Origin of the sequence: Moritella sp. 36 (assembly GCF_018219415.1) — a bacterium.
Classification (GTDB): domain Bacteria; phylum Pseudomonadota; class Gammaproteobacteria; order Enterobacterales; family Moritellaceae; genus Moritella.
Window position 1 is genome coordinate 1,748,511 of the sequence record NZ_CP056120.1, and the last position, 23,661, is coordinate 1,772,171.

Here is a 23,661-nt window from a genome sequence, read left to right on the forward strand (position 1 = left end):
TGATGTTTTTATATCAAGGGTTATATAAAGGATTATATGCACTATATACTGTTAATACTCATTCCAGTCATATCATTGACTATCTTTAAATGTGATGACGCACTATCGCCCACTGCAACAAAGTGGCTTGAATCTATTGAGCAGAATGACCAAGCCGAAAGCCAATCATTCTTATACCTCAATGGCATAATGGCTAGTGCAGATGCTGATGTTATTCAGTTTGGCCGGGAAAGACTTGAGCTGTTAAACCAACAACAAAACCCCGACATATTAAAAACCCTTGTTATGCCCCAAGAGGAAAATCCTCTTTACTGTCGCTTTTCAAAGGCAGACTGTTTTGACTATGTAGTCAATAATGACACTGCTTGGGTGGCTGAATTAAAGCAACATGGAGTATTGTTAACCAGATACCGCAAATATTTATCCTTCAGAGACTTCAGAAGCCTAGTTGGCTCGAGTATGTTGATTGATTATGAAGTAATTGAATCGTTGCGTTCTGCTAACCGCCTTGCCCTATTGGAAAGCTTAACGTTAGCCGCTGAACAGTCGCCAAGTTCAGCTGTTCAGCTGTTGATAGATGATACACACAACTTGTATCAGCAGTTTCCTGCTATAGATGATTTTGTTTTGAAATTGATTTTAGGTAATCTGCTCGCCAACAACCTCGATATAATTGCCTACATTAGTGATAAATATAACTATCATGCCGACATTGATTTGCCTTATCTAACTGTTGATGAACTAAGTTTTAAAAACATGGCAATAAGAGAATTTGGTTGGGAAGTTGAGTTATATCGCAGTTTAGATGGCAGCCCTGATTTGTTTAATAAAGATGGTCATTTACCTAGATGGATTGCGAATATTTTATTCAAGCCCAACATGACGATTAACGGTTCGATACCGGCCACTGAATATATGATTGCTATGTCTGAGTTGACGGCTGAAGAATTCGCCAAGATGCAATTGGATGATGGGGAGGACGATGAAGAGCAAGGTGTTGATTTCTTCAACCCTGTTGGCAGCGTGTTAAACAGTCTTGCCAGACCCAGCTATCATACTCAGATGGCAAGGTTACATGATCTAAATGGTAAAATATCACTGGTTAACAGCCTACTTGAAGGTAAGAATAGTCCTGAAGGAAAAAGTAGCCAGTTCAATAACCCCTATTACCCTAACGCTGATGCATACAGTATTAATGGCAATAAAATATGCTTATCAGGACCTTTTGAAGATACGGATGGTATTAGGTGTGTTCGTTATTCTAACTCGAAACCTTAACCTCCACCTCCACGACACAAGGATACTCTGCCGCTGTGATGATTTTATTCGCAGGGGAGCATAACTGTTCTTCTGGTATAAACAGCAGCTTGTCAGGGAACGCGCGGTTTATTTTTAATGGCGCAGTGAGAGAGACGTTGCCTCGGGTAATGGTCACCTGATAATCCTGCTGTTCGTCATAATCTGCGCCGGGGTTCATTTCTACATACGTGTTATGACCGAGGCCTGACAGGTTTTTTGATTGGGCGGTGAGTTTGCCAGAGCGAAACAGACTGTCGCCAGTGATTAGCGTGTAATTTTCTAGAGCAAGGTAATCGACCGTCGGCGCTGTATCTGCTAGAGCCTTAACCACGGGCGTTGTAACTGCTGATGCATTAATTGTTGGAGGCGTAGCTGTTAAACCATAGTCATTGAGCTCGGGACCAAAAATAAAGTCTTCTTTGAGCGTTTGATAACCGTTTATTTCCTGTTTAATTTGACTGAATATTTGCTTAACTTTACTTGAGCCAATATCCACCCCCAATGAGTTGGCTATCTGAGCAAAAACAGTTGCACTTGGTAATATATCTGCTGCTGGTGGCCGGATTGCTCTAACCTTTTGTACCCTTGCTTCATTGTTGGTATAAGTGCCATTATCTTCCCCGTATGAAGGCGCGGGTAAAATAACCATCGCTTGCTGTGCGCTGGCGTTCATAAAGGCAGTTTGTACAATGAGGCAGGGGGTATTTAAGGCCGCTTGTTCCAATGGATCGTCTGCAGAGCAGTTAGCGAGTGGGTCAGTTCCGACCACATAAAACATATCTGGCACATTGTCTTGATGATACTTTTGTAAGCCGGACTGATCGTTATGCAAGTCTGGCTGGCAGCCCATGTGCCATAGACCGAGCTGGTTAGGTCGGTCAAACAAGAATTGCACAAATACCGCTTTGCCCTGTTGTTGCAGACGCTGTGTGGTTTTTTCGATCCATAATAAACAGTCTTTGGTCTGTTTCCCCCGCATAAACTCGGTGCCTATTAATAGGGTGATTGAATTAGCCTGTTCCAGAATAACGTTACCTGCGATAACAAAATCAGCCATTTCCCTATCATCTGATACCGCTAGGTCTGAAATCAGAGCCGCCAATAACCTCGCTTCATTACCAGGCAGTAAACGCAATTTTTCAGTGGCAATATCATCTAAAGCACTGGGTCTAGAGCTTGCCAATAATAAGTGATTATGATTGTCCCGCTTGTGTTGTCGGACGAGGTAACTCGACACTGGATTTTCATCACAGATGTTACCGCCTAATATAAACACACAGTCGCTTTTTAGGGTTTCAGCCAGTGGTTGGCGACTATAGGTCTGGGTGAGCAAGTTGTTCAGGATATCATTGGTTTCCGGTTGCAGGTTCAGGCCTGAGAATCGACAACTAGCATGGATGTCAGACGACTGGAAAACTTCCCGCATTAGTTTCTGAAACATAAAGGCGGTTTCATTGGTTTGGCGTGGTGAGATAAGGCCTTTGATATGACCGTTATTGCTGAGGGTATTCAGAGTTTTGTTGATGATGAAATCTAACGCTTCGGACCAACTTACAGGTGTCATGACATCATTTTTACGTATCATAGGTTGGGTGATGCGTTCACCTCCGTCGATAAAATCAAACCCAAAGCGGCCTTTCGCACACAGCAGTTCACCGTTGATGCCCGTTTCGTATTGGCTTTTTACCCGCGCAAGTTTACCTTCACGGGTTTCTATGGTCATACTGCAGCCAGTACCGCACATGCCACAGGTGGTTTCAAACTTTTCAAGATCCCAAGGGCGAGCCTTATAACGGTATGGCGTACTCATCAGCGCCCCCACCGGACAGACCTCGATGCAGTTGCCGCAATGACTGCAATCTTTCAAACTGTTACCGACACCGGTAATCTCTGAATCTAACCCGCGCTCCATAGTGCCGAGTGCCACATCACCGACCACTTCTTCACAAACCCGGACACAACGTTGACACTGGATACAGCGATTGGCATTAAAGGTGATGACATTATTCAGTTCAATATCGTCGATTCTAAATACGCGTTTTGGATCTGCAAGCCTTGAATCTCCTTTGCCATATTCAAACACCGTATCCTGCAGTTCACATTCGCCACTTTTGTCACAGACCGGGCAATCGAGTGGGTGATTAGCCAGTAGGATTTCCAACATATCTTCGCGGCTGGTAACCACTTTTTGCGAATGGGTGAGTACTGCCATGCCTTCAGATACGACGGTGGCGCAAGCGGGCTCTAGTTTTGGTCTGCCTTCGATTTCTATCAGACACATGCGGCAACTGGCTAAGATGGACAGCCTATCTTGATAACAGAATGTTGGGATCTCAACAGTGCTGGCGCGTGCCGCGTTAAGAATCGTGGTGCCTTCTTCTACTTCAATCTCCTGACCATTAATTTTGAGCTTGATCATAAGCGTGTCCTGTCGCGCACAGGGATGGTTTGTTGGGTGATAAGGGCGTCGTACTCATGGCTGAAATGTTTCAGGGTGGCTCCTATTGCCCATGATGCACCGACACCCAGCGCGCAGAAGCTATTGTTAAATATACCGCCGCATAATACTTGTAATTGCTCTAGGTCTCCTGGGCGACCTTGTCCAGACTCGATGCGGTTAAGAATCTTACTGGCCCAGTGCAGACCTTCTCGGCAAGGTGTACATTTACCGCAGCTTTCATGGGAGAAAAACTCGGCTATCCGTCTGCCAATGACTGGAATCGAGGTAGTCTCATCCAGTGCGATTACTGCAGCTGAGCCCATCATGCTGTCGGCAGCCGCCAAATCGGCAAAGTTCATCTTCACATCAAGTCCTGCTAAAGGGATCATTGGTGCTGATAATCCACCTGGTATCACCGCTTTAAGTTGTCCGGTCAAAGGGCCACCACCATAGTCAAAAACCAACTCACGCAGCGAAAGTCCCATTGGTAACTCGTAGATCCCTGGATTCTGTAAGCGTCCGCTAAGACCAAATAGACGTGGACCGGGTGCATCTTCAGGCCCGATGGCGGTAAACCAGTCAACGCCACGGGCAAAAATATGTGCGACACAGGCCAAGGTTTCGACGTTATTGACCACGGTTGGGCAGCCATAAAGACCTGATACTGCTGGGAAAGGCGGTTTTAATTTGGGTTGTCCACGCTTGCCTTCAATTGATTCCAGCAGTGCCGTTTCTTCACCGCAGATATAAGCACCAGCACCTTTGTGGATATAGATATCGAGACAAAAACGAGAACCAAAGATATTTTTTCCAAGGTAACCTCTGGCGTAAGCGGCTTTGATCGCTTGTGATATTTTTTCAATTGATACACCATATTCACCACGAATATAGATATAAGCTACCTGAGATTGAATCGCGTAAGCCGCAATAATCATACCTTCAATTACCCGGTGTGGGTCTCGTTCCATCAGCAGTCGGTCTTTAAATGTGCCAGGTTCCCCTTCATCGGCATTGCAACACAGGTAATGGATCTTGCCATCATCCTTGGGCACAAAACTCCATTTCAAGCCTGTGGGAAAACCGGCACCACCACGACCGCGCAGGCTGGATGTTTTGATTGTTTCGATCACCTGACCGGGGGAATAGTCATTCAGGACCTGTTTTAATCCCTGATAACCACCGTTTTTTTCATAAAATTCGATATCAGTAGAGTCTGGATGAGTGATATGTTTTAACAATACTAATTCGCTCATGACTCTGGCCCTGCTGTTGGCTCACTCTTGGTCAACGACTCTGTATTTTCTGAAAACTGTTTATTCGCTAACGGCTGTCCATTTGCTAAGGGCTCATTATTTGCGGAAGACGTATTCTGCGTTAACGACAATATATCTGTTGCTAAGGATTCGGTTTCTGCCTGTGTTAATTGATCGAGTAATTGGTCTATGCTCTGTTTGGATAGTTTGGTGTGATAGGTTTCATTAACCATCATGGCGGGTGCGACATCACAAGAGCCGATACATTCCACTGTACTCAGGGTAAAAAGACCGTCTTTGCTGGTATCGCCTTGGCTAATCCCAAGTCGAGTTTGTAGGTGGTCTAGCAAATCATAGGCGCCACGTAACATGCAGGGAACGTTGGTACAGATCTGCAGGTGACATTTACCGATGTTTTTATTTTTATACAGGGTATAGAAACTGGCCAATTCAAACACCCAGATCTCTGGTACGTCTAGGATTTCTGAGATTGCTAGATAGGCTGTTTCGTCGATAAAACCATATTTCTCCTGAGCCAGATAAAGCGCTGGCATGATCGCGCTGCGCTGGGTCGGATAGCGTTTTACAATGTCTGCGATAGGGGCGGTAAGATCGGCTATGATAGTTTGTTTGGAATATTCAGCGGTCATTTGTCGACCTCCTTCATCACCGGGTCGAGTGAACCTATCATGGCTATCACATCGGCCAGATATTTCAGATTAGTGGTGCGGTCGGTCAGCGCCTGTAGGTTAACAAAAGAGGGCGCTCTGATTTTGACTCTGAACGGTTTTTCAGAGCCATCACTGACGATGTAAAAACCAAGTTCCCCTTTTGGCGCTTCGATGGCGGTATAAACCTCGCCTTTGGGTACTTTGAAACCTTCGGCAGCCAGTTTAAAATGATGGATATGGGCTTCCATAGAATGAGCCAGCAGGTCTTTATTGACTGGAAAGGCGATCTTGGGGTCATCGATTAAAAATGGACCCGGCTGCATTTGTGCAACACATTGGCGGATCATTTTCAGGCTTTCGTGCATTTCGTCGACCCGGCATTTCCAACGGTCATAACAGTCGCCATCGGTGCGTACGATAACGTTAAAATCGAGTCTGTCGTAAATCTCGTAAGGGGCATCTCGGCGGATATCCCAGTCCACACCGGAAGCCCGCAAACAGGGACCACTAAGGCCGAGGGCGATTGCATCCTCCCCTGTGATGTTGCCGACATTTTCTACCCGAGCAAGAAATACGCGGTTGTTTCCCACCAGATTTTCATAATCAGAAATGCTGTTTTCGAAGATGTCACAAAATTCAATAATACGTTCGGCACAGCCATCAGGCAGGTCTTCTCTTACACCACCAACTCGGCAGAAGGAGGTGTGCATACGTGCGCCACTGATCATCTCCATCAGGTCCATGATCATTTCTCGGTCACGCATGGTATAGAGCAAGGTTGTTATTGCGCCAACGTCCATCGGTAGCGCGCCAGTGATCAGTAAATGCCCAGAGATCCGAGACAGTTCTGCCATTAATACCCGGATATATTGCGCCCGTTCAGGGGCTTTGATATCAAGTAAGGATTCTACCGCTAGCGCATAGCCCAGATTATTGGACGGTTGGCAAAGATAGTCCAACCGATCGGTGAGCGGAAAGATCTGGGTATAAGTGAAACTTTCACACAGCTTTTCGGTACCTCTGTGTAATAGGCCAATGTGTGGTTCAATGCGTTTTACAATTTCACCGTCCATCTGTAGTAACAGACGTAATACCCCATGGGTACTGGGATGCTGTGGCCCAAGGTTCATCAATACTTCGCGGCTTAAGCCATGTTCTTGTTTGCTTTCGTGGATGATATTGACATCAGTCATAGAATATCTCCGACGGGCCCCTGTGTGGTGGTCGGTCTCTCTTCACCAAATGGATTATATTTATCTTTGTAACCGCGCAGCGGAAAATCACGACGCATGGGCCACCCTTCAAAGTCTTGCCACATATAGATCCGGCGCAAGTCTGGGTGACCTTCGAAGACGATACCAAACATGTCATAGGCTTCCCGTTCATGCCAGTTAGCAGTGGTCCAGAGGTGGGTGATGGTCGGTACTTTGGGTGGGTCATCTAGCGGACATTTTATGCGTACTCGCCATCCCAGTGAAATTGAATAAAGGTGATAGACAAGTTGATAGCGTGGGGTATCTGGATAAAAATCAATACCGCCAATATCAGCCATAAAATTAAATTTGAATGCGTCGTCGTCGCGCAGAAATAAACACAGTTCCACTAGGTTTTGCGGGCTGACGATGACACAGGGCATATCGATGACGTTTGGATCTATGCTGATGCGGCCGTTGAAATTATCGATGAGCTTGTTAAGTGGAAACTGGCTCGGCATGATCATATATTCTCTTTCACAAAGGCTGGCGGCGGGGAGGCTTGTTCTTGAGCTTTCTTAGACTGACGGCTACCGGTGATCTGTTCTTGTAGTAGCACCATGGCATGTAAGAGTGCATCGGGGCGAGGCGGACACCCGGCTACATGAACATCAACCGGGACAAAAAGGTCTGAACCTTGCACCACAGAATAGGTATTGTAAACACCACCTGAGATGGCGCAGGTACCCATGGCTATCACATACCTTGGCTCTGGCATCTGATCATAAAGACGCCTGATAATTGGTGCCATTTTTTTGGTCACAGTTCCAGCGATGATCATCACGTCAGACTGGCGGGGAGAGGAGCGGAAAACGACACCAAAACGGTCAAGATCATATCTAGCACAGCCGGCCGCGATCATTTCTATGGCGCAGCAGGCAATGCCAAAGGTTTCCGGCCACAGGGATGATTTTCGGCTCCAATTGATAATGCTATCGGAAGTGGTAAAAAGTACATTATCTTTGTATCGTTCTGTCAAACTTCCCATTCTAAGGCACCTTTTATCCAAGCGTAGATAAATCCAACCAACAGCATCATGATAAAAATAAACATTTCGATGTAACCAAACAAGCCGAGGTCTGCCAGCACCATCGCCCAAGGGAACAGAAACATGGTTTCTACATCAAATACGACAAACAGAATGGCAATCACAAAATACTGCACTTTAAATAATCCAGCTGACGCTTCCCCTACATGGTCTATACCGCATTCATAGGGCCGATTCTTTTCTGGATAGGGATTGTCTGGCCTGAGCAGGCGGGAGACGGTCAGGATAAATGCGGCCAGTGTAACGATAACCGCAACCATCAAAAACACCGGTAAAAAATCAATAGGCATTTACTCTGTTCTCCTACAACTATGCTCTTTTTAACTGTAGTCTTGTTTTGGGCTTTTATCCAAGACCAAGGGGGATTGAATCGGCTACAAAACCAAGGAACCAGGCGGGTAACACGCCAGTCATTAAGGTGCCTATTGTGGCGATTAACAAAACAATGCGTATGGATGGGGTAAGCTGCATCTCGGCCGCTTGTGTTAGTACTGGAGCTGGTGGCTGTACATACATCAACATGATGATACGGATGTAAAACCAAGCCGCGACGGCGCTCAACAGCACGGCGATCACAGCCAATATCACATGACCTGTATCTATAAGCGCTGTTAGCACATAAAACTTGGCAAAAAAACCACCGGTTGGCGGAATTCCAGCCAGAGAAAATAAAAAAATCAGACTCATAAATGCCAGACCGGGATGGTTTTTTGCCAGCCCCGAAAAATCTTCGATTGGCTCACCGAGGGTCACCCCTTTATTTAAGAGAATGATGACGGCAAAAATACCGATTGTCATAAACGTATAAATCAGCAGATAAAGCATGATACTTGCCATCCCGTCTCTGCCACCAGCCACTAGGCCCAGCATCAAAAAACCAGCGTGAGCAATACTGGAATAAGCCAGCATGCGTTTGATATTTGTTTGTGCTAGAGCCACAAAGCTGCCCAGCGTCATTGTTAGCACTGCAATACCTACAATGTTTAAAATCCAAATGGGTTGTAGTACTGAAAGGTCCTGCATGAAAATGCGCATGATAACGGCAAATGCGGCCGCTTTGGAGGCCACCGACATATAAGCGGTGATCGGTGACGGTGCACCTTCATAAATGTCTGGTACCCACATGTGGAAGGGGACTGCACCGACTTTAAATAACAGACCAACCAGCATAAACAAGGTCGCGAGGATCAACATCGGGTCGGACAAGTCCAAGGTAGACAGCGCTACAGCCATATCGTTGAGGTTAGTAGTGCCGGTAAGACCATAAAATAAAGACATGCCGTAAAGGATAATACCGGACGAGAAAGCACCAAGAATGATGTATTTTAAAGACGCTTCATTAGATCTTAGGTCAGTCTTGAGGAAGCCCGTTAACACATAAATCGAGAGCGCCTGCAGTTCCAGACCGATATAGATAAGCAGTAGATCGGTGCTGGATACCATGATCATCGTACCCAAAAGTGCAAACAGCAGTAAGGCATAATATTCACCCTGGAACACACCGTCCTTGATTAGCCCGTTATTGGGCCGATAGTTACCTGACATAAGCACGGTTAACGTGGTGCCAAGATAAAGGATAACTTTGAAAAAAGTGGAAAATCCATCAACGACGAACATACCGGCATAAGCTGTTTGCGGAAAGTCGGATAGGGCATAGCTCATACAGGCAGCAAGTAAAATCATGAATACCGAAACACCTGCCAGCAGTTGATTCTGGCGAGGGTGTGGCACCAGCGATAACATCAACGCCACACAGGCACCGATAATGATGATAATTTCTGGCCCACTTGCCAATACTGATTGGCTGATAGCCGTTAGATCTACAGTAGCTAAGTCAGCAGCTGTTTGTTTTTCTGCGATGTCGCTCATAAGCCTGCTCCTACTGTTTGCTCAAGCAGGTGTTTTAGGGTCGGCTGCAGAATACTGAGGAAGGGTTTAGGATAAAATCCAAGCCAGAACACAAAGAGCAGGAGCGGCAGCGCACAGCAAATCTCTCGCACATTAAGATCCCACATCTTGGCAGCACCTGGAATACGGACTGGTCCCAATAGCATCTGACGATAAATGCTTAACAGGTAAGCTGCGCCGAGCAAAGCGCCTAACACACCAGCAGTTGCGGCCCCGTTATTGACGCCAAAAGTCCCTGACAGCACCAGTATTTCACCAATAAATCCGTTAGTGCCGGGCACTGCCATGGAAGAGAGTAAGAATATCGCAAAAAATATGCCGTAAAAGGGGATGGCCTTGAGTAAACCGCCATAAGCCGGAATATCCCGTGAATGGGTGCGCTCATACACTAGGCCAATAAACAGGAACAAGGCACCCGTGGTAATGCCATGGTTAAACATTTGGATCACGGCTCCGGTTGTGCCATTGGTCGTGAACGTAAAAAGCCCCAAAGTGATAAATCCCATGTGGCTGATACTAGAATACGCGATCAGTTTTTTGATGTCCTGCTGCGCTAATGCGAGGAAGCCCCCATAGACAATTGCGACGGCCGATAACCCTTGTATTAGCGGGGCAAAATAATGGGCAGCATCGGGTAACATTGGCAACGAAAAACGAATGAAACCGTATGCGCCCATTTTTAGCAGTACCCCAGCCAGAATAATACTGCCCGCGGTGGGGGCTTGTACGTGGGCATCCGGTAGCCAGGTATGGAAGGGAACCATAGGCACCTTGACCGCAAATGCGATCAGAAACGCGATAAAGACCCAGCGCTGCAGCTCAAAGTCATATGACACATCCATTAATACCAAGATATCGAAGGTGCGCCCACCTTCGAAATACAGCACCAATATCCCGACCAGAAAAATCAGACTGCCAGCAAGGGTATAAAGGAAAAATTTAAACGCGGCATAGATGCGATCTTCGCCACCCCAGATACCTATCATCAGATACATGGGGACTAACATCGCTTCCCAAAATACATAAAATAACAGCAGATCTAACGCGCAGAAAACCCCAAGCATCAGGCTCTGAATTGCCAGCAGACAGATCATAAATTCTTTGAGGCGTTTATCAATGGCGTTCCAGGACGCCAACACACAGATCCAGCCGAGCAGGGATGTTAAGAATAGAAATAAAACACTGACTCCATCAATACCTAATTTATAGGTTATGCCCAGAGAGGGTACCCAAGGTTTACTCTCCACAAATTGCATTTGGGCGGTGCTATTATCAAAAATGACCAGCAACCAAGTGGCAATGAGGAAATCGACAAACAATATGGTCAACGTAAACCAGCGCACTGCGTTTTTACCTGATAGGAAGGGCACGCATAATGCGCCTATTGCAGGCAAAAATATCAATATGCTTAATATCGGGACATTTTCTATGAATAAACTGGTCATCAAGGAGTCTGTCATAAGGCCTCATCCCCAATCAGCATATAAACGGCGATCACTAAAAACAGGCCAATCGCCATCGCAAGGGCATAATGGGAAATAATGCCAGTTTGCAGGCGGCGCAACAAGTTACCGCTTTTCATTGCTGTTTTCGCCACGCCGTTAACCGCGCCATCGACAACATGAGTATCGACTGTCAGGCTGTGTTTGGACAATCGATGCAGGGTATTGAGGATCACGCCATCACCCAGCGTGATGACCATCTGTTCCCACCGGAGCACGGGTTTATTGGCCAGCCACATAAATACAGCCGCCCCGCGCCGATAAAACCAGTCGGTATCGATGCTGATGGTATTCTTGGGATTGAGGTATTTAAGTAACAGTACAAAAGCCAACAGGGTGAACATCAATATACCGAGACTTTCGGTGATATGTGCACCTGTATAGGGTTCAAATTCAACAGCATAAGGCAGCATGTTATAAAGCAGAGCAGGAAAGAGTCCGATGCCAATGCAGAAGCACGCGGCAATACCCATGGCCACTAACATATTGATTGGTGGATCTTTGGGGCTGAGGCCGGAATCCTTACCAAAAAACATATAATAAGGCAGTTTAAGCCCTGTTGACAGGAAGGTACCGGAAGAAGCTAACATAAGTAACAGCGTGGCTGTCGCATGATGATCTCCTGCGGCCGCGGCGATGACCATACTTTTACTGACGAAACCACTGAAGAAAGGAAAGCCTGCGATAGCAAATGCGCCAACCATGTAAAACGCTACCGTCCAGGGCATCGTTCGGTAGAGGCCGCCGAGTTCGGTGAGCTTACGTTTGCCTGTCATATGAATGACAGCGCCAGCCCCCATAAACAATAGACCTTTATAGATAATATGTGCGAAGGCATGGGAAGAACTACCGTTCAGGGCCATTTCGGTGCCGATACCGATGCCTGCGACCATGTAACCGACTTGACTGACAATATGATAGCTCAGCAGGCGACGGCAATCATTTTCCAGCATCGCGAATATCACCCCATAAAGCGCCATGAAAACCCCAAAACCGATCAGGATTTCTGCGCCGGGGTAGGCGCGGATCATCACATAAACAGCGGTTTTGGTGGTAAAGGCACTTAAGAATACCGCGCCTGTCACTGTTGCCTCCGGATAAGCATCTGTGAGCCAGGCATTTAACGGTGGAACCGCGGCATTTATCATAAAGGCGATCAGAATCAAGGTATATGCTATACCCCCTTGTTGTGCGCCATCGATTGGCCCAAACAAGTAAGACCCGGTTTCAAGGCCATGTAGTACAATACCAGCAAACAGTAATACCCCGCCGGTGACATGCACCATTAGATAACGAAAGCCTGCTTTCACAGCGGTTTTTTTTCGAGTGGCAAAGATCAGGTAAGCAGACGCAAATGCCATGATCTCCCAGCCGACTAACAGGGTAAACCAGTCACCTGCGAAGAGTACGAGAAAGGCACTACCCATATAAAGAAACGCAGCCACTCTTTGGCCTGTATGACTGATATGCAAGCTATAAATGTTGCCGATCAGCGCCGCAATAGCAAATACCCAGCCAAAAAATAGACTCAGTTTGTCAACGTTGAACATGACTAATGAGATACCGGCAAAGTCAATTTCGCCGACGCTCCCCATTTCCATCTGGGTCAGAGAAAAGATCACCAGCAGTGGAATGATGATTGAGTAAGATTTTTGGCTATTGCCTTTAAATAACGGCAGCAGCAGACCGCCGACGAGTAGCAGAAAGGCTGGCATCATGGAGAAGGAGAACCATTCAGTCATAATAGTCTTCCTTCTTGGAGATACCGATTTTTTTGCCGATGAATTTGCTGATTAATACGATCAAGCCGCAGCCGATAAACCCAAGCAGCGCTCCCCAGCCGGGTATTGCATCCCAAAAGTTATAACCGTGAGGTCTGGCAACCAGAAAATCGGCAATGACTATGCCCACTAAAATGACGACTAACAGGCGCCAGCGTGTTCTTGTGTATTCTTTGTCACCAAAGAAGTTGACTAGTTTTTCCATCATGGTAGCGATTCTCCTGTGACAAATACGTCTGTGACTAAGGTATTGGCTAAGCCTAAAAAATAGTCCGGATAGAGTCCCAATAGCAAAGACAATAGCGCAGTGATCAGTAAGGGCACTGCGACCATTGGGATCTCGTGGATATCATTGGCCGCCACCAGTGACGGGTCTTTGGGTGTTTCTTCCCGCTCAAAAAAGGCTTTATAGGTGACGGGCAGAAAATAAGCCGCATTAAGCACAGCGCTAACCAGCAGTACGATTAACAGCGCCATCTGTCCGGCATCGACAGACCCCACTACTAGATACCATTTACTGATAAAACCACCGGTTGGCGGGATGCCTATCATACCGAGGGAACCGATGAAAAATGCAGTCATAGTGATAGGCAGTCTTTTACCTATGCCGGAAAGATCACTGATCTTCTTGCGGTGGCTGGCACAATAAATAGAGCCAGCACAGAAGAACAGGGTGATTTTTGAAAAGGCATGGGCGGCGATATGGATTATTCCCCCTATGGCTGCCACTGGTGTCAGCATGGCTGCGCCGAGAATGATATAAGAGAGTTGGCTGACGGTGGAGTAGGCCAGTCTTGCTTTCAAATCGTCTCGGGTCAGGGCGTAAATAGAGGCGGTAACTATGGTGAAAGACACCAGATAAGCGGTGATGATGCCAAGACCCAAGGTACTCATCAGCTTGATACCAAACACATGGAAAATGACCCGTAACAGACAGAATACCCCCATTTTTACCACCGCGACCGCGTGTAACAAAGCGCTGACAGGGGTTGGTGCGACCATGGCCGCTGGCAGCCAGGCGTGGAACGGCATGATGGCTGATTTGGCAAATCCAAACAGGTAGCAGAAATAGATAATAATCAATAAGCCATCGGCGGCGACGACATTTTTAAACAGGCCTTGGGGTAAGAAATCAAAGCTGCCAGTAAGTTGATAAGTAAGCGCCAGTGCGGCAAGTAAAAAGGATTTTGAGGCCCCCACCAAATAGACGATATATCGTTTGCTACCATTCCAGGATGCCTGGTTTTCTTTATGATAAACCAATGGGTAAGTTATAAGGCTGAGTAGTTCGTAAAAGATCACCAGCGTAAACAGATTAGCGGCAAATGCGCCCCCCACAGCAGCAGATAGCGAGACGGCAAAAGAGGCATAAAATCGGGTCTGATTTTTCTCATTCTGGCTGCGCATATAACCGATACAATAAATGGCGGCTAATATCCATAATAGGCTGGATACTGTGGCAAATACCATGCCCAGCGCGTCAACCCGAAACGCAAAATCAACACCTGGCAGGATTTCAAATAAGGTCAGGTCGACAGTATTGCCAGCCAGTATTAATGGCGCCATTGAAATAACGATGATGAACTTTATCACCGCAGCAACAACCGATACCGCATCCCGTGCGTTGGTGCGGTTATGCAGGCACAGTATGACGCCCGCAGTGATGAGTGAGACTGTGACTGCTAAGGCCGGCCTTATGGATAATATTAATTCCCAATTCAGTAATTCCATGTTGATAAGAGTCATCAATTCCAGTCTCAGCCTTTCATGATTGTCAGGTCGTCCACTTCTAATGTGCGTTTGTTACGTAATAAAGCCACCAGTATGCCAAGTGCAATGGCGACTTCGGCTGCGGTGATTGCAATAATAAAAATAGCCATGATCTGGCCGCGAGGATCGTTCATTTCATACCCGAAGGCGATCAGATTGATATTGACACTGTTGAGCATGAGTTCGAGAGACATTAGCACAATCAACACATTACGCCGTAGTAATACGCCTGCAGCGCCAATGACAAATAAAATAGCGGCTAATATCAAATACCAAGAGATGGGGATCATTTGGGTGCCTCCTTGGTTGCCCCTTTTTTGTGTTCGTTACTTTGGGCCAGAACTACCGCGCCGATCAGGGCGACCAGTAGAATGACTGAAGCCACTTCAAAGGGCAGCAGAAAATCCCTGAATAAGGTTAAGCTTAGTTGCTTGGTTGGTTCATCGCCAATGATGCTTTGCTGTGCCATCACTGCATGTAGACGGCTGCTTTGGCTGAGTAGAAATAGTAGCTCAGTTGCTAGTGCTAACAGCGCGATTATGGCCGGTATTGCCCCTTTTTGAATAAAGCGACTGTTATTGATAAACCGACCATGGGCTTCTTTGCGTACGTCTAGCATCATGATGACGAATAAAAACAGCACCATAATGGCACCGACATAAACAAACAGTTGGATTACCGCAAGAAACGGCGATCCTAGGAGGACAAACAGGGCCGCGATCTGCACAAAACAGGCGACAAGAGACAGGGCACTGTGGATCGGATTTCTGGCGACGACAACCAGTAAGCCAGTGCCGATGGCAACCAAGGCAAGTAATATAAAAAATTGCTGCTCCATTGATTAATCCTTTTTTGTTATTTTTCTCGTTTGAGTAATTGCCACCAGTCGTGGCCTTTTACGTTATCCTGAGTGATGGTTTTTCCTCTACCATTTTTATCCAGCGATGCAGGGATGACTGTTCCCGCCCCTTCTTCAGTTTTGTGTGGCGCAGCGATTAGATCGTCAAGGTGCACGATTAACGCCTCGCTGGTCGTGCTAGCAACCTCATATTCCTGACCGAGCTTTATAGCGTCAGCCGGGCAGGCATCTTCACACAAGCCGCAATAAAGGCAGCGCGACAAATCGATATCAAAGACTTTCGGTCGTCGGTTACCTTTTTCATCTTCATAGGGCACCACCGTGATGCAGTCACAGGGACAGATCTTTGCACACAGCTCACAGCCGACACAGTTCACGTCGCCTTCATCGTTGGTTTTCATGAAATGATGCCCACGATGACGATGGTAAGGCCGCCATTTTTCATGGTCAGGATATCTGTGTGTAATAACTCTGGAAAACATATAACGTAATGTCAGCCGTAGTGCGCGCCACAGGTCGCTGAAGAACAGCCATCCGATCCAGCTTTGCTTTTGTTGTCGTGTTCTGGCCATATTGGCCTCCTGGTACTATCAATACCTCATTGCTTATCCCGTTTTCCTGGGTAACTAGATGTTCTTAAAACATAAATAATCCGCTGATTAAAATATTGACTAGCGACAGAGGTAAAAGCACCTTCCAGCCAATCGCCATTAACTGATCATAACGGTAACGCGGAAAGGTAAAGCGGAACCACATAAACACCCAGATGAAAAAGCCAACTTTGAGTAACAGCCAAACAGTATCTGGTATAAAGGGCGGCGCGCCATGCCAGCCGCCAAAAAACAGCATCACATTGAGGAAGCCTATGATCACAACGCCTAAATATTCGCTAAGCATGAAAAGGGAAAAACGTATGCCGCTATATTCGGTATGGTAACCGGCACCCAAATCGCCTTCAGCCTCTGGCAGATCGAACGGAATCCGCTGGACTTCGGCCAATCCAGCCACAAAGAATACAAAAAAGCCTAAGGGTTGATAGACCACATTCCACATGTCTTTTTGGGCGGCCACTATGTCCATCATATTCATCGAGTTAGCCAGCATCACCACGCCAATAACAGAGAATCCCATGGGAATTTCATAGCTAATCATCTGGGCTATTGCTCTGAGGCTGCCGAGCACCGCATATTTACTGTTGGAGGCCCAGCCAGCGAGGATGGTCCCAAAGATGCCGATGCTGCTAACGGCGAGAATAAACAGCAGCCCTACATTCATATTTGACAGGCTGAGCATTAATTCAGTACCAAAAATGGTTACCGGTTCCCCTAGTGGGATGGCGACAAACACCACAAAAGGCGGCACTAATGCGACCACAGGGGCCATTTTGAACAGGGTACGATCGGCGGCACTGGGGATATGATCTTCTTTCGTCAGTAGTTTGATGCCGTCGGCTATGGGCTGTAACAAACCGTGCCAGCCAGCCCGCATGGGGCCTAGACGTTGTTGGATATGACCCGCAATTTTTCGTTCTAACCAAGTGAGCGGCAAAGGCAGCAGCAGAAGCACCGCCACAACGACGGCAATCTTGAGTAACATAGGCAGGATTACATATAAGTTTTCCATGCTATTGGGTCTCTGATATCGTATTTTGAAGTAGTTTGGGTATATTTAATTAAGCGTACTATAAAGGTAGTTTGCGCTTATAACTTAATCAAATATCATTTCGAGGTGAGTACGGTTCGCTTCCTTGCTTACCGTTAGGTGATTATTTTATGAATGGATTATTTAATGCTTGTCCTTGTTCCATAGTTTCTTTATCTGTTCCGCAAATTCCAACGTTCCAATAAATAACCCGTACTGATTTTCTCCATCTACAGTGTTGATTACAGGTAAAACGTTATCATCATCGATTTTGAATTCGAATTTATAACTCATTCGGTTATCGTCACTATTGATTGTCAGCTGGTCTGCCTCGGCCTTCCATATACCTTCAAATTCACTATCATCGTTAATTTTAATGGTTAGCGTCTTGTTATTCTTAAAACTAAATTTGGTAATATCTGCTAATGCCAAAGACTCTGTTGGTGATATATAAAACCAAGAATTACCTTCTAATTTAATATTGGTAAGGCTAATATTTTTTGTCTTAGAAAGGGATGCGTGTGTAACTAAATCTAAACCTGCACGGGATGTTGAAACTAATGCCACATTATCACTCGCATAATAATATGTATCTATGTAAGCAACACCTGGCGCTTTAATGACACTACCTGATGCTGTATAGGAATAAAGATTACGAGAGCCGTTAACATTTAATTCATTATCAATGTATTCTATTGTTAATTCACCATTTTTATAATCCCCTTCATCAGTGAGATGGCTTTCATTTAAGCTACGATAAGTAAATTTATTACCGTCAACATAGGCAGCCAGTGAATTGTGGTTAGCCTTTTCTTTGATGAAGTTGTTTTCAATATCTCGAGTGATTTTCACCTCATCTAGCTTATCGCCATCGTTAACTAAGCCAGTTACTAAATCTCCTAACTTACGGAGGTCTGTTTCGTTGTGAATGTCTAAGTCACTGATTGTTCTTGCTAGAAGGTGTGCTTGTTGGGCTTTGTAGTTATCGTCCTCATTTGATTTCAACGCAATATAATCACCTGAGATAAATTTTACTTCCATATCTAGCCAGCCAGCTAAGGTTTCTATATCAATTTTCTTGGTGTACATTATTGTTGTAAATGGTGTTATAACTGTGCTGCCAGCAGGAGCAAATAAAGTATAACTTTTTCTGGCTACTCCTATTTTATCACTATCAAATGAAATACCCTCTTGAACCCTTGCAATCAAGGGATGTTGGAGAGATGTTTCATTCGTATTTAATTTACCATTACTGTTGGTTGTACCGAGCACATTACTTCGGTCTTCATTACAAGATTGAGCTTTTTCGGCGCTGCATATTAGAGCGCTTCCTAAATACCCGCTCATCGCTGTGATTTCTGTTTGTGAATAGCTGTCATTAGTATCTAAATTACAACCCATAAGAGTGACAGTTGAAAGGATACTTGCAGGGAATATGACGCGTTTAAATTTCATAATTAGTTCCAGTTAGGTTGATTTCTGGCAGCAATATACCGATACAGAGCTGCAAGGACAATTCAACCTATGTAAAGAAAATGAAATGTTATGTAAGTAGGATAATGAACATGGAATATGCCATCTAAATAGCGAACATAATTAACGGTTATTAGCGCTACATAAGATACTAAAAGGTAGGCTGGAGTGGGTCATCATAAAGCGCTTAAGACTCAGTTCTTAGGCGCATCGGCATTAAATATAGCAGCCGTTATCATCACATTTATTTTCAGATGAATCTAAAGTCGACTCTGCCTTTTCAGTAGTACTGGTAAGTGCAGCTGCTTCTGAGACGAGTTTACTAATCAGTTTACCAACTTGCATATCATCCATTCGACCGAAGTGATTTAGCCTTACTCTGCCATTCTTATCGATCAAGATGAGTGTAGGCGTTCCTCTCATTTCATAGCTTTGCATTGTCTTTGGTATATACCCCGTTGAAGCTGGCATATCGATGGCAACTGGAAAAGTAATGCGATATTCATGGATAAATGCTTTTAGTGCGTCCGCTGTCATTACTGCATGATGTTCAAATACAGTGTGAAGGCCAATAACCTTAACGTCTTTATCTGCAAATGTGTCAGCGATCATTTTGGTTTGTGGTATCCCGTGTGACACACAGCCCGGACATAACATTTGAAATGCATGAATAACAACGACAGATCCTTTCATTTTAGATAGGGGTAACGGTGCTGTGGTATTTAGCCAAGTACTCGCTTCAATTTCGGGTGCTATTGGGTATTCGGTGAATATAGACATTCTTATTACCTCATTGATTATGGGATTAATTGATAGGCAGGCGCGCTAACACCTGCCTATTTCTTTATTGATTTACTTTACCGGGTAAACTTAGATCTCCAGAGGCAACGTCCATCACATTGACTACACATAGTAATGGTGCATGAACACTTTGATTAACGCGTAGGCCAGCGGTAACGCCATCATACTTGGTATTGGAAATATCAACGTTAGAATCAAAGGCTACTTTTACTTCAACGGTTTCGTTATTGAAAATAGGATCCCAACCTGGACTATCTAGTAGAATGGGAAGTCCCGGCCATGTTTTAGGCAGTCTTGGCGATGTACCCTCCGGAATATCAACTACTGCCAGCATACCTTTACCGCACTGTTCATTACCTTGTAAGACGACCCAATGGCTGTGCCAAACATCACCATCATTGGCTGGATTATTATCTGAGTTCTCATCGTATAAAGGCGTGTCATCAAAGTCGGCATGGGCTGTTACTGCTAAGGCTAATATTCCGGCGTCTTTTTCAAAGCCAACCGTTGCACTATTAAGCGAAGTCGGCCACACATATGAAAACACATTACTCCCCGCTAATTTACCCGACGCAAGTGGTTTACTTGTCCCTGCTTTTTCAGACACTGCCATGTGGAAGGTCGCAATATTTTTGTCGGTCGTTATCTTGGCATGAACGATATCAAAGGTAGCTGGTGTGTTACCTGTAGGGTCGACTTTCGCGTGGATGCCCCCATCATGTGAGCCGCCAGAAAATGCATAAGAGGAGGACAACAGTGCCAAAGAGGCTGTAATAAATAAAGAATGGTGTTTCATAACTATCTCCAAAATTAGTATTGAGTCAACACTAAGTGTACACGGGCATCTCGCGTTGTCAAATGGTATCGGGTCGATACTATATTTCTGGTTCTAGGTTGTAAATATGGTGTTTATTCGATACTATATATGAATGAGTATATCAATGATCCAACAAACATTAGAGCGGCTTTCTAGCTTGCTACGCAGTGAAAAACGTAATCGCTTGCTTGAATATGGTTTACAGCCCATCCAATTTGAAGCGTTATATTATCTGTCGATATGTAACCGTTATTCAGACACACCAATGGGCGTGACTGATTATTTAAATCAGACCAAGGGTTCGGTCTCTCAAACACTAAAAATACTTGAAAAAAAAGGACTTATTGAGAAAGTAGCGGATAGTAAAGATAAACGTGTTGCACACCTTAAAGTGACAGAATCTGGCCTAGCGTTGATTAATGGGTTGCAGATCTCACCACTACTGCAACAAGCGAGTGAACAATTTAGTAATAAGAAATTTAATACGATTGACACAGCGCTCCATGATTTGCTATTTGCAGTGCAGTCAGCGAATCAGTTTAAATCTTTTGGTCAATGTCATACCTGTATACATAATTCTAAACGTGATGAGGGTTATTTTTGTGAGTTGACACAGGAACCACTCTCAATAAATGACATTGATCTTATATGCCGGGAACATTTACACAAATAAACCAACTGTCTTAAAAAAATAGCGATTGTCTGATCGCTATTGCTGCAACATAAACAAAATATCATTGGGCAGGTGCATCAATAATGATGATCTCCGCATCGGATAGCGCTTTGATCGTGATTTCCTTTTGTCTCGTTACTTCTGCACCATCGCCTTTGTTCATCAATATTGCCCTTTGATTATCAATAAGTTCAAACTCTCCACTGGATGCCAAAATATATGCCTGGTGCTCTATTGAGTGAGTAAATTTTGTGCCTTTTTTAATCTTACCACCATAGATACGCGCGGCTTGATTGATAAAGAGTGCGTTATCTTGCTCGCCTGGGTATCCAGAAACGAGTAGGGGGAGCTTAGTATTGTCTGTATGATGAAACGTAGCTGTATTATTAATCGTATCAGTATTTTCAGAAAACAGTTTGCTGCCCCATCTCGGCTTTACGTTTTGCTTATTTGGTTCAATCCAAATTTGAAATAACGTTAATGGTTCTTTTGTTAAATTGTATTCCGAATGAGTAATACCTGAGCCTGCACTCATTACTTGTACTTCGCCTGCGAGGGTCACGCCTTTATTGCCAGTATTGTCTTGATGAGTGACCGCTCCGGATCGTACAAAAGTAATGATTTCCATATTTCGGTGTGGGTGAGCTGGAAATCCTGTTCCTGCCGCAACCCAGTCGTCATTAACCACTCTTAGCACACCAAATCCCATTCTTTTGGGATTGTAATAATTAGCAAAGCTAAAGTGATGATTGGCTTTTAACCAGCCGTGGTTTGCTTTGCCAATCTGCTGAAAAGGATAGTGTTTTATCATTGTATTTTCCTCCCACTAGACTTTACCTGTTAATCGATTTCTATCATGCGGTGCAGTGAAATCTTGCTGTGGGCCACGGGGGACAATCAAAGTCGGGTTAATTGTGTCATGACTCGCGTAATAATGGATCTTGGTATATTCCAAATCGACAGTGCTTTCGATCCCTTCAAACTGAAATAACTCACGTACATAGTGACTGATATGATGGAACTCACTTAACTTATTGCGATTACACTTAAAGTGACCATGATAAACGGCATCGAAACGCAGCAATGTTGTAAATAATCGCCAATCAGCTTCTGTTAGGTATTCCCCCAGTAAATAACGGTGGTTGCTAAGTCGCGCTTCAAGCCAATCTAAACTGGCAAAAAGTGCGTCAAAAGCTTGGTCATATGCTGCTTGAGTCGTGGCAAAGCCTGCACGATAGACACCATTGTTTATCGTGTCATAAATACGTTCGTTAATGGTGTCTATTTCTGGTTGTAAATCAGTTGGGTAATAGTCATCGTGGTTGCCCGTTAACTCATTAAACGCAGTGTTAAAAATACGAATTATTTCGCTTGATTCATTGTTCACTATGCTTTGTGTTTTCTTATCCCACAATACTGGTACGGTAACTCGCCCTTCATAATCAGGTGCTGCTTTAAGGTAAAGCTGGTACACATAGTCACTTTGATAGAGTGTATCGCTGTAGTCGTTGCTATCGTCACTATTAGCACCGAATTCCCAGCCATTGTTTAGCATTTCAGGTTTAACGACGCTAATAGAGATAATGTCTTCGAGTTGCTTCAATTGTCTAAAAATCAAAGCGCGATGCGCCCAAGGACACGCTAACGAAACATACAAATGATAGCGGCCTGCTTCTGCCGGATAGCGGCTACCTTCCTCATTTGAAATAGTATCTCTGAAGCGACTTGCCTGACGTTCAAATTGGCCTTTATTGCCTTTGGTTTCGTACCATTGGTCATGCCATTTACCGTTAACGATTAATCCCATGATAATACTCCTAATTTATGTTGTGTTAGCGCCATCGGGTTTATTAACTAAGCTTGCTCACGATAAGGCTATCGATTGATAATTTACCGCCGCCTTGCAGCATTATCGACAGACTGATTGCAAACAGTGCTAAGGCAAATTCATAACCGCTGTTGCTCACGAACAGCCCGTTATCGATATGCGTACTAAAAATCGCGACGATCATCGTTAGTGACAATACCAGCGCTGTTGGTCTGGTTAGTAGACCAAGGATAAGCAGTAGGCCGCCAAAAAATTCTGCACTGCCTGCCATCATCGCCATTAAGTAGCCCGGTGCTAGGCCGATAGATTCCATCCATTGACCTGTGCCTTCGAGCCCATAACCACCGAACCAAGCAAACAGTTTTTGCGCGCCGTGAGCGGTAAAAATAATGCCTGCCACTAAACGCAGTGGTAATGCCGAAAAAGTGTTATCTGATGTTAATATTTTCTTAATTGTTGAAGTATTCATGTTGTGCTCTCTTTGATTCGTTAATGTGTTTCTAAGTATGTCTTATAAGTGTGTAGCCATTGTATTCGCTTAAATGGATTGGAATAACCGCTGAAATTTGTTTAGTATGTTCAAAATATTTGAACAATTGATGGCGTGTATAAGCGTGACAATAAAATACTAAGAAGAGAGAGGC

The 23,661-nt window shown here is 44.9% G+C and carries 24 protein-coding genes; 2 read left to right on the forward strand and 22 right to left on the reverse strand.

Going from position 1 to position 23,661, the window contains the following annotated elements; genetic code table 11:
* The first annotated feature begins 36 nt into the window (after positions 1 to 36).
* Positions 37 to 1,278, forward strand: coding sequence for a hypothetical protein (locus HWV03_RS07895; protein ID WP_211679211.1), 1,242 nt, complete (start codon positions 37 to 39; stop codon positions 1,276 to 1,278).
* Here the strand turns inward: HWV03_RS07895 and nuoG are convergent.
* The 19 genes from nuoG to HWV03_RS07990 all read right to left on the reverse strand — a co-directional run bounded on the left by nuoG (position 1,262) and on the right by HWV03_RS07990 (position 20,495).
* Complete coding sequence (gene nuoG, locus HWV03_RS07900) at positions 1,262 to 3,718, reverse strand: NADH-quinone oxidoreductase subunit NuoG (protein ID WP_211679212.1); 2,457 nt, start codon at positions 3,716 to 3,718, stop codon at positions 1,262 to 1,264. The two genes, HWV03_RS07895 and nuoG, sit on opposite strands and share 17 nt — an antisense overlap.
* A complete protein-coding gene (gene nuoF / locus HWV03_RS07905) occupies positions 3,715 to 4,992 on the reverse strand; it encodes an NADH-quinone oxidoreductase subunit NuoF (protein ID WP_211679213.1) in 1,278 nt (425 codons plus the stop codon). The genes nuoG and nuoF overlap by 4 nt, the downstream gene beginning before the upstream one ends.
* Complete coding sequence (locus HWV03_RS07910; protein WP_211679214.1) at positions 4,989 to 5,642, reverse strand: NADH-quinone oxidoreductase subunit NuoE family protein; 654 nt, start codon at positions 5,640 to 5,642, stop codon at positions 4,989 to 4,991. The genes nuoF and HWV03_RS07910 overlap by 4 nt, the downstream gene beginning before the upstream one ends.
* A complete protein-coding gene (nuoD, locus tag HWV03_RS07915) occupies positions 5,639 to 6,856 on the reverse strand; it encodes an NADH dehydrogenase (quinone) subunit D (RefSeq protein ID WP_211679215.1) in 1,218 nt (405 codons plus the stop codon). Before nuoD ends, HWV03_RS07910 begins: the two co-directional genes overlap by 4 nt.
* On the reverse strand, positions 6,853 to 7,383 hold the full coding sequence (locus HWV03_RS07920) for an NADH-quinone oxidoreductase subunit C (protein WP_211674872.1): 531 nt from the start codon (positions 7,381 to 7,383) through the stop codon (positions 6,853 to 6,855). Before HWV03_RS07920 ends, nuoD begins: the two co-directional genes overlap by 4 nt.
* On the reverse strand, positions 7,380 to 7,904 hold the full coding sequence (locus tag HWV03_RS07925; RefSeq protein ID WP_211679216.1) for a NuoB/complex I 20 kDa subunit family protein: 525 nt from the start codon (positions 7,902 to 7,904) through the stop codon (positions 7,380 to 7,382). Before HWV03_RS07925 ends, HWV03_RS07920 begins: the two co-directional genes overlap by 4 nt.
* Positions 7,892 to 8,254, reverse strand: a complete 363-nt coding sequence (locus tag HWV03_RS07930) for an NADH-quinone oxidoreductase subunit A (RefSeq protein WP_211679217.1) — start codon at positions 8,252 to 8,254, stop codon at positions 7,892 to 7,894. Before HWV03_RS07930 ends, HWV03_RS07925 begins: the two co-directional genes overlap by 13 nt.
* Positions 8,255 to 8,309: 55 nt before the next feature.
* On the reverse strand, positions 8,310 to 9,833 hold the full coding sequence (locus HWV03_RS07935) for an NADH-quinone oxidoreductase subunit N (RefSeq protein WP_211679218.1): 1,524 nt from the start codon (positions 9,831 to 9,833) through the stop codon (positions 8,310 to 8,312).
* A complete protein-coding gene (locus tag HWV03_RS07940; RefSeq protein ID WP_211679219.1) occupies positions 9,830 to 11,332 on the reverse strand; it encodes an NADH-quinone oxidoreductase subunit M in 1,503 nt (500 codons plus the stop codon). Before HWV03_RS07940 ends, HWV03_RS07935 begins: the two co-directional genes overlap by 4 nt.
* Positions 11,329 to 13,116 carry a Na(+)/H(+) antiporter subunit D gene (locus HWV03_RS07945; RefSeq protein ID WP_255547118.1) on the reverse strand — a complete coding sequence of 596 codons (1,788 nt, stop codon included), beginning with the start codon at positions 13,114 to 13,116 and terminating at the stop codon, positions 11,329 to 11,331. Before HWV03_RS07945 ends, HWV03_RS07940 begins: the two co-directional genes overlap by 4 nt.
* A complete protein-coding gene (locus tag HWV03_RS07950) occupies positions 13,109 to 13,363 on the reverse strand; it encodes a hypothetical protein (RefSeq protein WP_211679220.1) in 255 nt (84 codons plus the stop codon). Before HWV03_RS07950 ends, HWV03_RS07945 begins: the two co-directional genes overlap by 8 nt.
* Positions 13,360 to 14,901 carry a monovalent cation/H+ antiporter subunit D family protein gene (locus HWV03_RS07955; protein WP_255547119.1) on the reverse strand — a complete coding sequence of 514 codons (1,542 nt, stop codon included), beginning with the start codon at positions 14,899 to 14,901 and terminating at the stop codon, positions 13,360 to 13,362. The genes HWV03_RS07950 and HWV03_RS07955 overlap by 4 nt, the downstream gene beginning before the upstream one ends.
* Before the next feature lie 11 nt (positions 14,902 to 14,912).
* Positions 14,913 to 15,215 carry an NADH-quinone oxidoreductase subunit NuoK gene (gene nuoK, locus HWV03_RS07960; protein ID WP_075473397.1) on the reverse strand — a complete coding sequence of 101 codons (303 nt, stop codon included), beginning with the start codon at positions 15,213 to 15,215 and terminating at the stop codon, positions 14,913 to 14,915.
* Entirely contained in the window at positions 15,212 to 15,763 is a 552-nt protein-coding gene (locus HWV03_RS07965) for an NADH-quinone oxidoreductase subunit J family protein (protein WP_211679221.1), read from the reverse strand. Before HWV03_RS07965 ends, nuoK begins: the two co-directional genes overlap by 4 nt.
* Before the next feature lie 17 nt (positions 15,764 to 15,780).
* Positions 15,781 to 16,356, reverse strand: a complete 576-nt coding sequence (locus tag HWV03_RS07970) for a 4Fe-4S dicluster domain-containing protein (protein ID WP_211679222.1) — start codon at positions 16,354 to 16,356, stop codon at positions 15,781 to 15,783.
* 64 nt (positions 16,357 to 16,420) lie between these two features.
* The gene (gene nuoH / locus HWV03_RS07975) at positions 16,421 to 17,407 is read right to left on the reverse strand and encodes an NADH-quinone oxidoreductase subunit NuoH (RefSeq protein ID WP_211679223.1); all 987 of its coding nucleotides are present in this window, start codon (positions 17,405 to 17,407) and stop codon (positions 16,421 to 16,423) included.
* A 162-nt stretch (positions 17,408 to 17,569) separates the two neighbouring features.
* On the reverse strand, positions 17,570 to 18,880 hold the full coding sequence (locus HWV03_RS07980) for a hypothetical protein (protein WP_211679224.1): 1,311 nt from the start codon (positions 18,878 to 18,880) through the stop codon (positions 17,570 to 17,572).
* A 234-nt stretch (positions 18,881 to 19,114) separates the two neighbouring features.
* A complete protein-coding gene (locus tag HWV03_RS07985; RefSeq protein WP_211679225.1) occupies positions 19,115 to 19,678 on the reverse strand; it encodes a redoxin domain-containing protein in 564 nt (187 codons plus the stop codon).
* A 64-nt stretch (positions 19,679 to 19,742) separates the two neighbouring features.
* Positions 19,743 to 20,495, reverse strand: a complete 753-nt coding sequence (locus tag HWV03_RS07990) for a hypothetical protein (RefSeq protein ID WP_211674883.1) — start codon at positions 20,493 to 20,495, stop codon at positions 19,743 to 19,745.
* Positions 20,496 to 20,640: 145 nt separating this feature from the next.
* Between HWV03_RS07990 and HWV03_RS07995 the strand changes: the two genes are divergently transcribed.
* Positions 20,641 to 21,189: a MarR family winged helix-turn-helix transcriptional regulator gene (locus HWV03_RS07995; RefSeq protein WP_255547120.1), complete on the forward strand. Its 549-nt coding sequence runs from the start codon at positions 20,641 to 20,643 to the stop codon at positions 21,187 to 21,189.
* 61 nt (positions 21,190 to 21,250) lie between these two features.
* On the opposite strand, the gene HWV03_RS08000 is transcribed toward HWV03_RS07995, so the two are convergent.
* Genes HWV03_RS08000 through HWV03_RS08010 form a run of 3 tightly spaced genes read right to left on the reverse strand, consistent with a single transcriptional unit; the run spans position 21,251 to position 23,486 of the window.
* Positions 21,251 to 22,000, reverse strand: coding sequence for a pirin family protein (locus HWV03_RS08000; RefSeq protein WP_211679227.1), 750 nt, complete (start codon positions 21,998 to 22,000; stop codon positions 21,251 to 21,253).
* Between the two features lie 15 nt (positions 22,001 to 22,015).
* Positions 22,016 to 22,996 (reverse strand): glutathione S-transferase family protein, encoded by a 981-nt coding sequence (locus tag HWV03_RS08005; protein ID WP_211679228.1) that lies wholly within the window; start codon positions 22,994 to 22,996, stop codon positions 22,016 to 22,018.
* A gap of 43 nt (positions 22,997 to 23,039) precedes the next feature.
* Positions 23,040 to 23,486: a DoxX family protein gene (locus tag HWV03_RS08010; RefSeq protein ID WP_211679229.1), complete on the reverse strand. Its 447-nt coding sequence runs from the start codon at positions 23,484 to 23,486 to the stop codon at positions 23,040 to 23,042.
* Between the last annotated feature and the right edge of the window lie 175 nt (positions 23,487 to 23,661).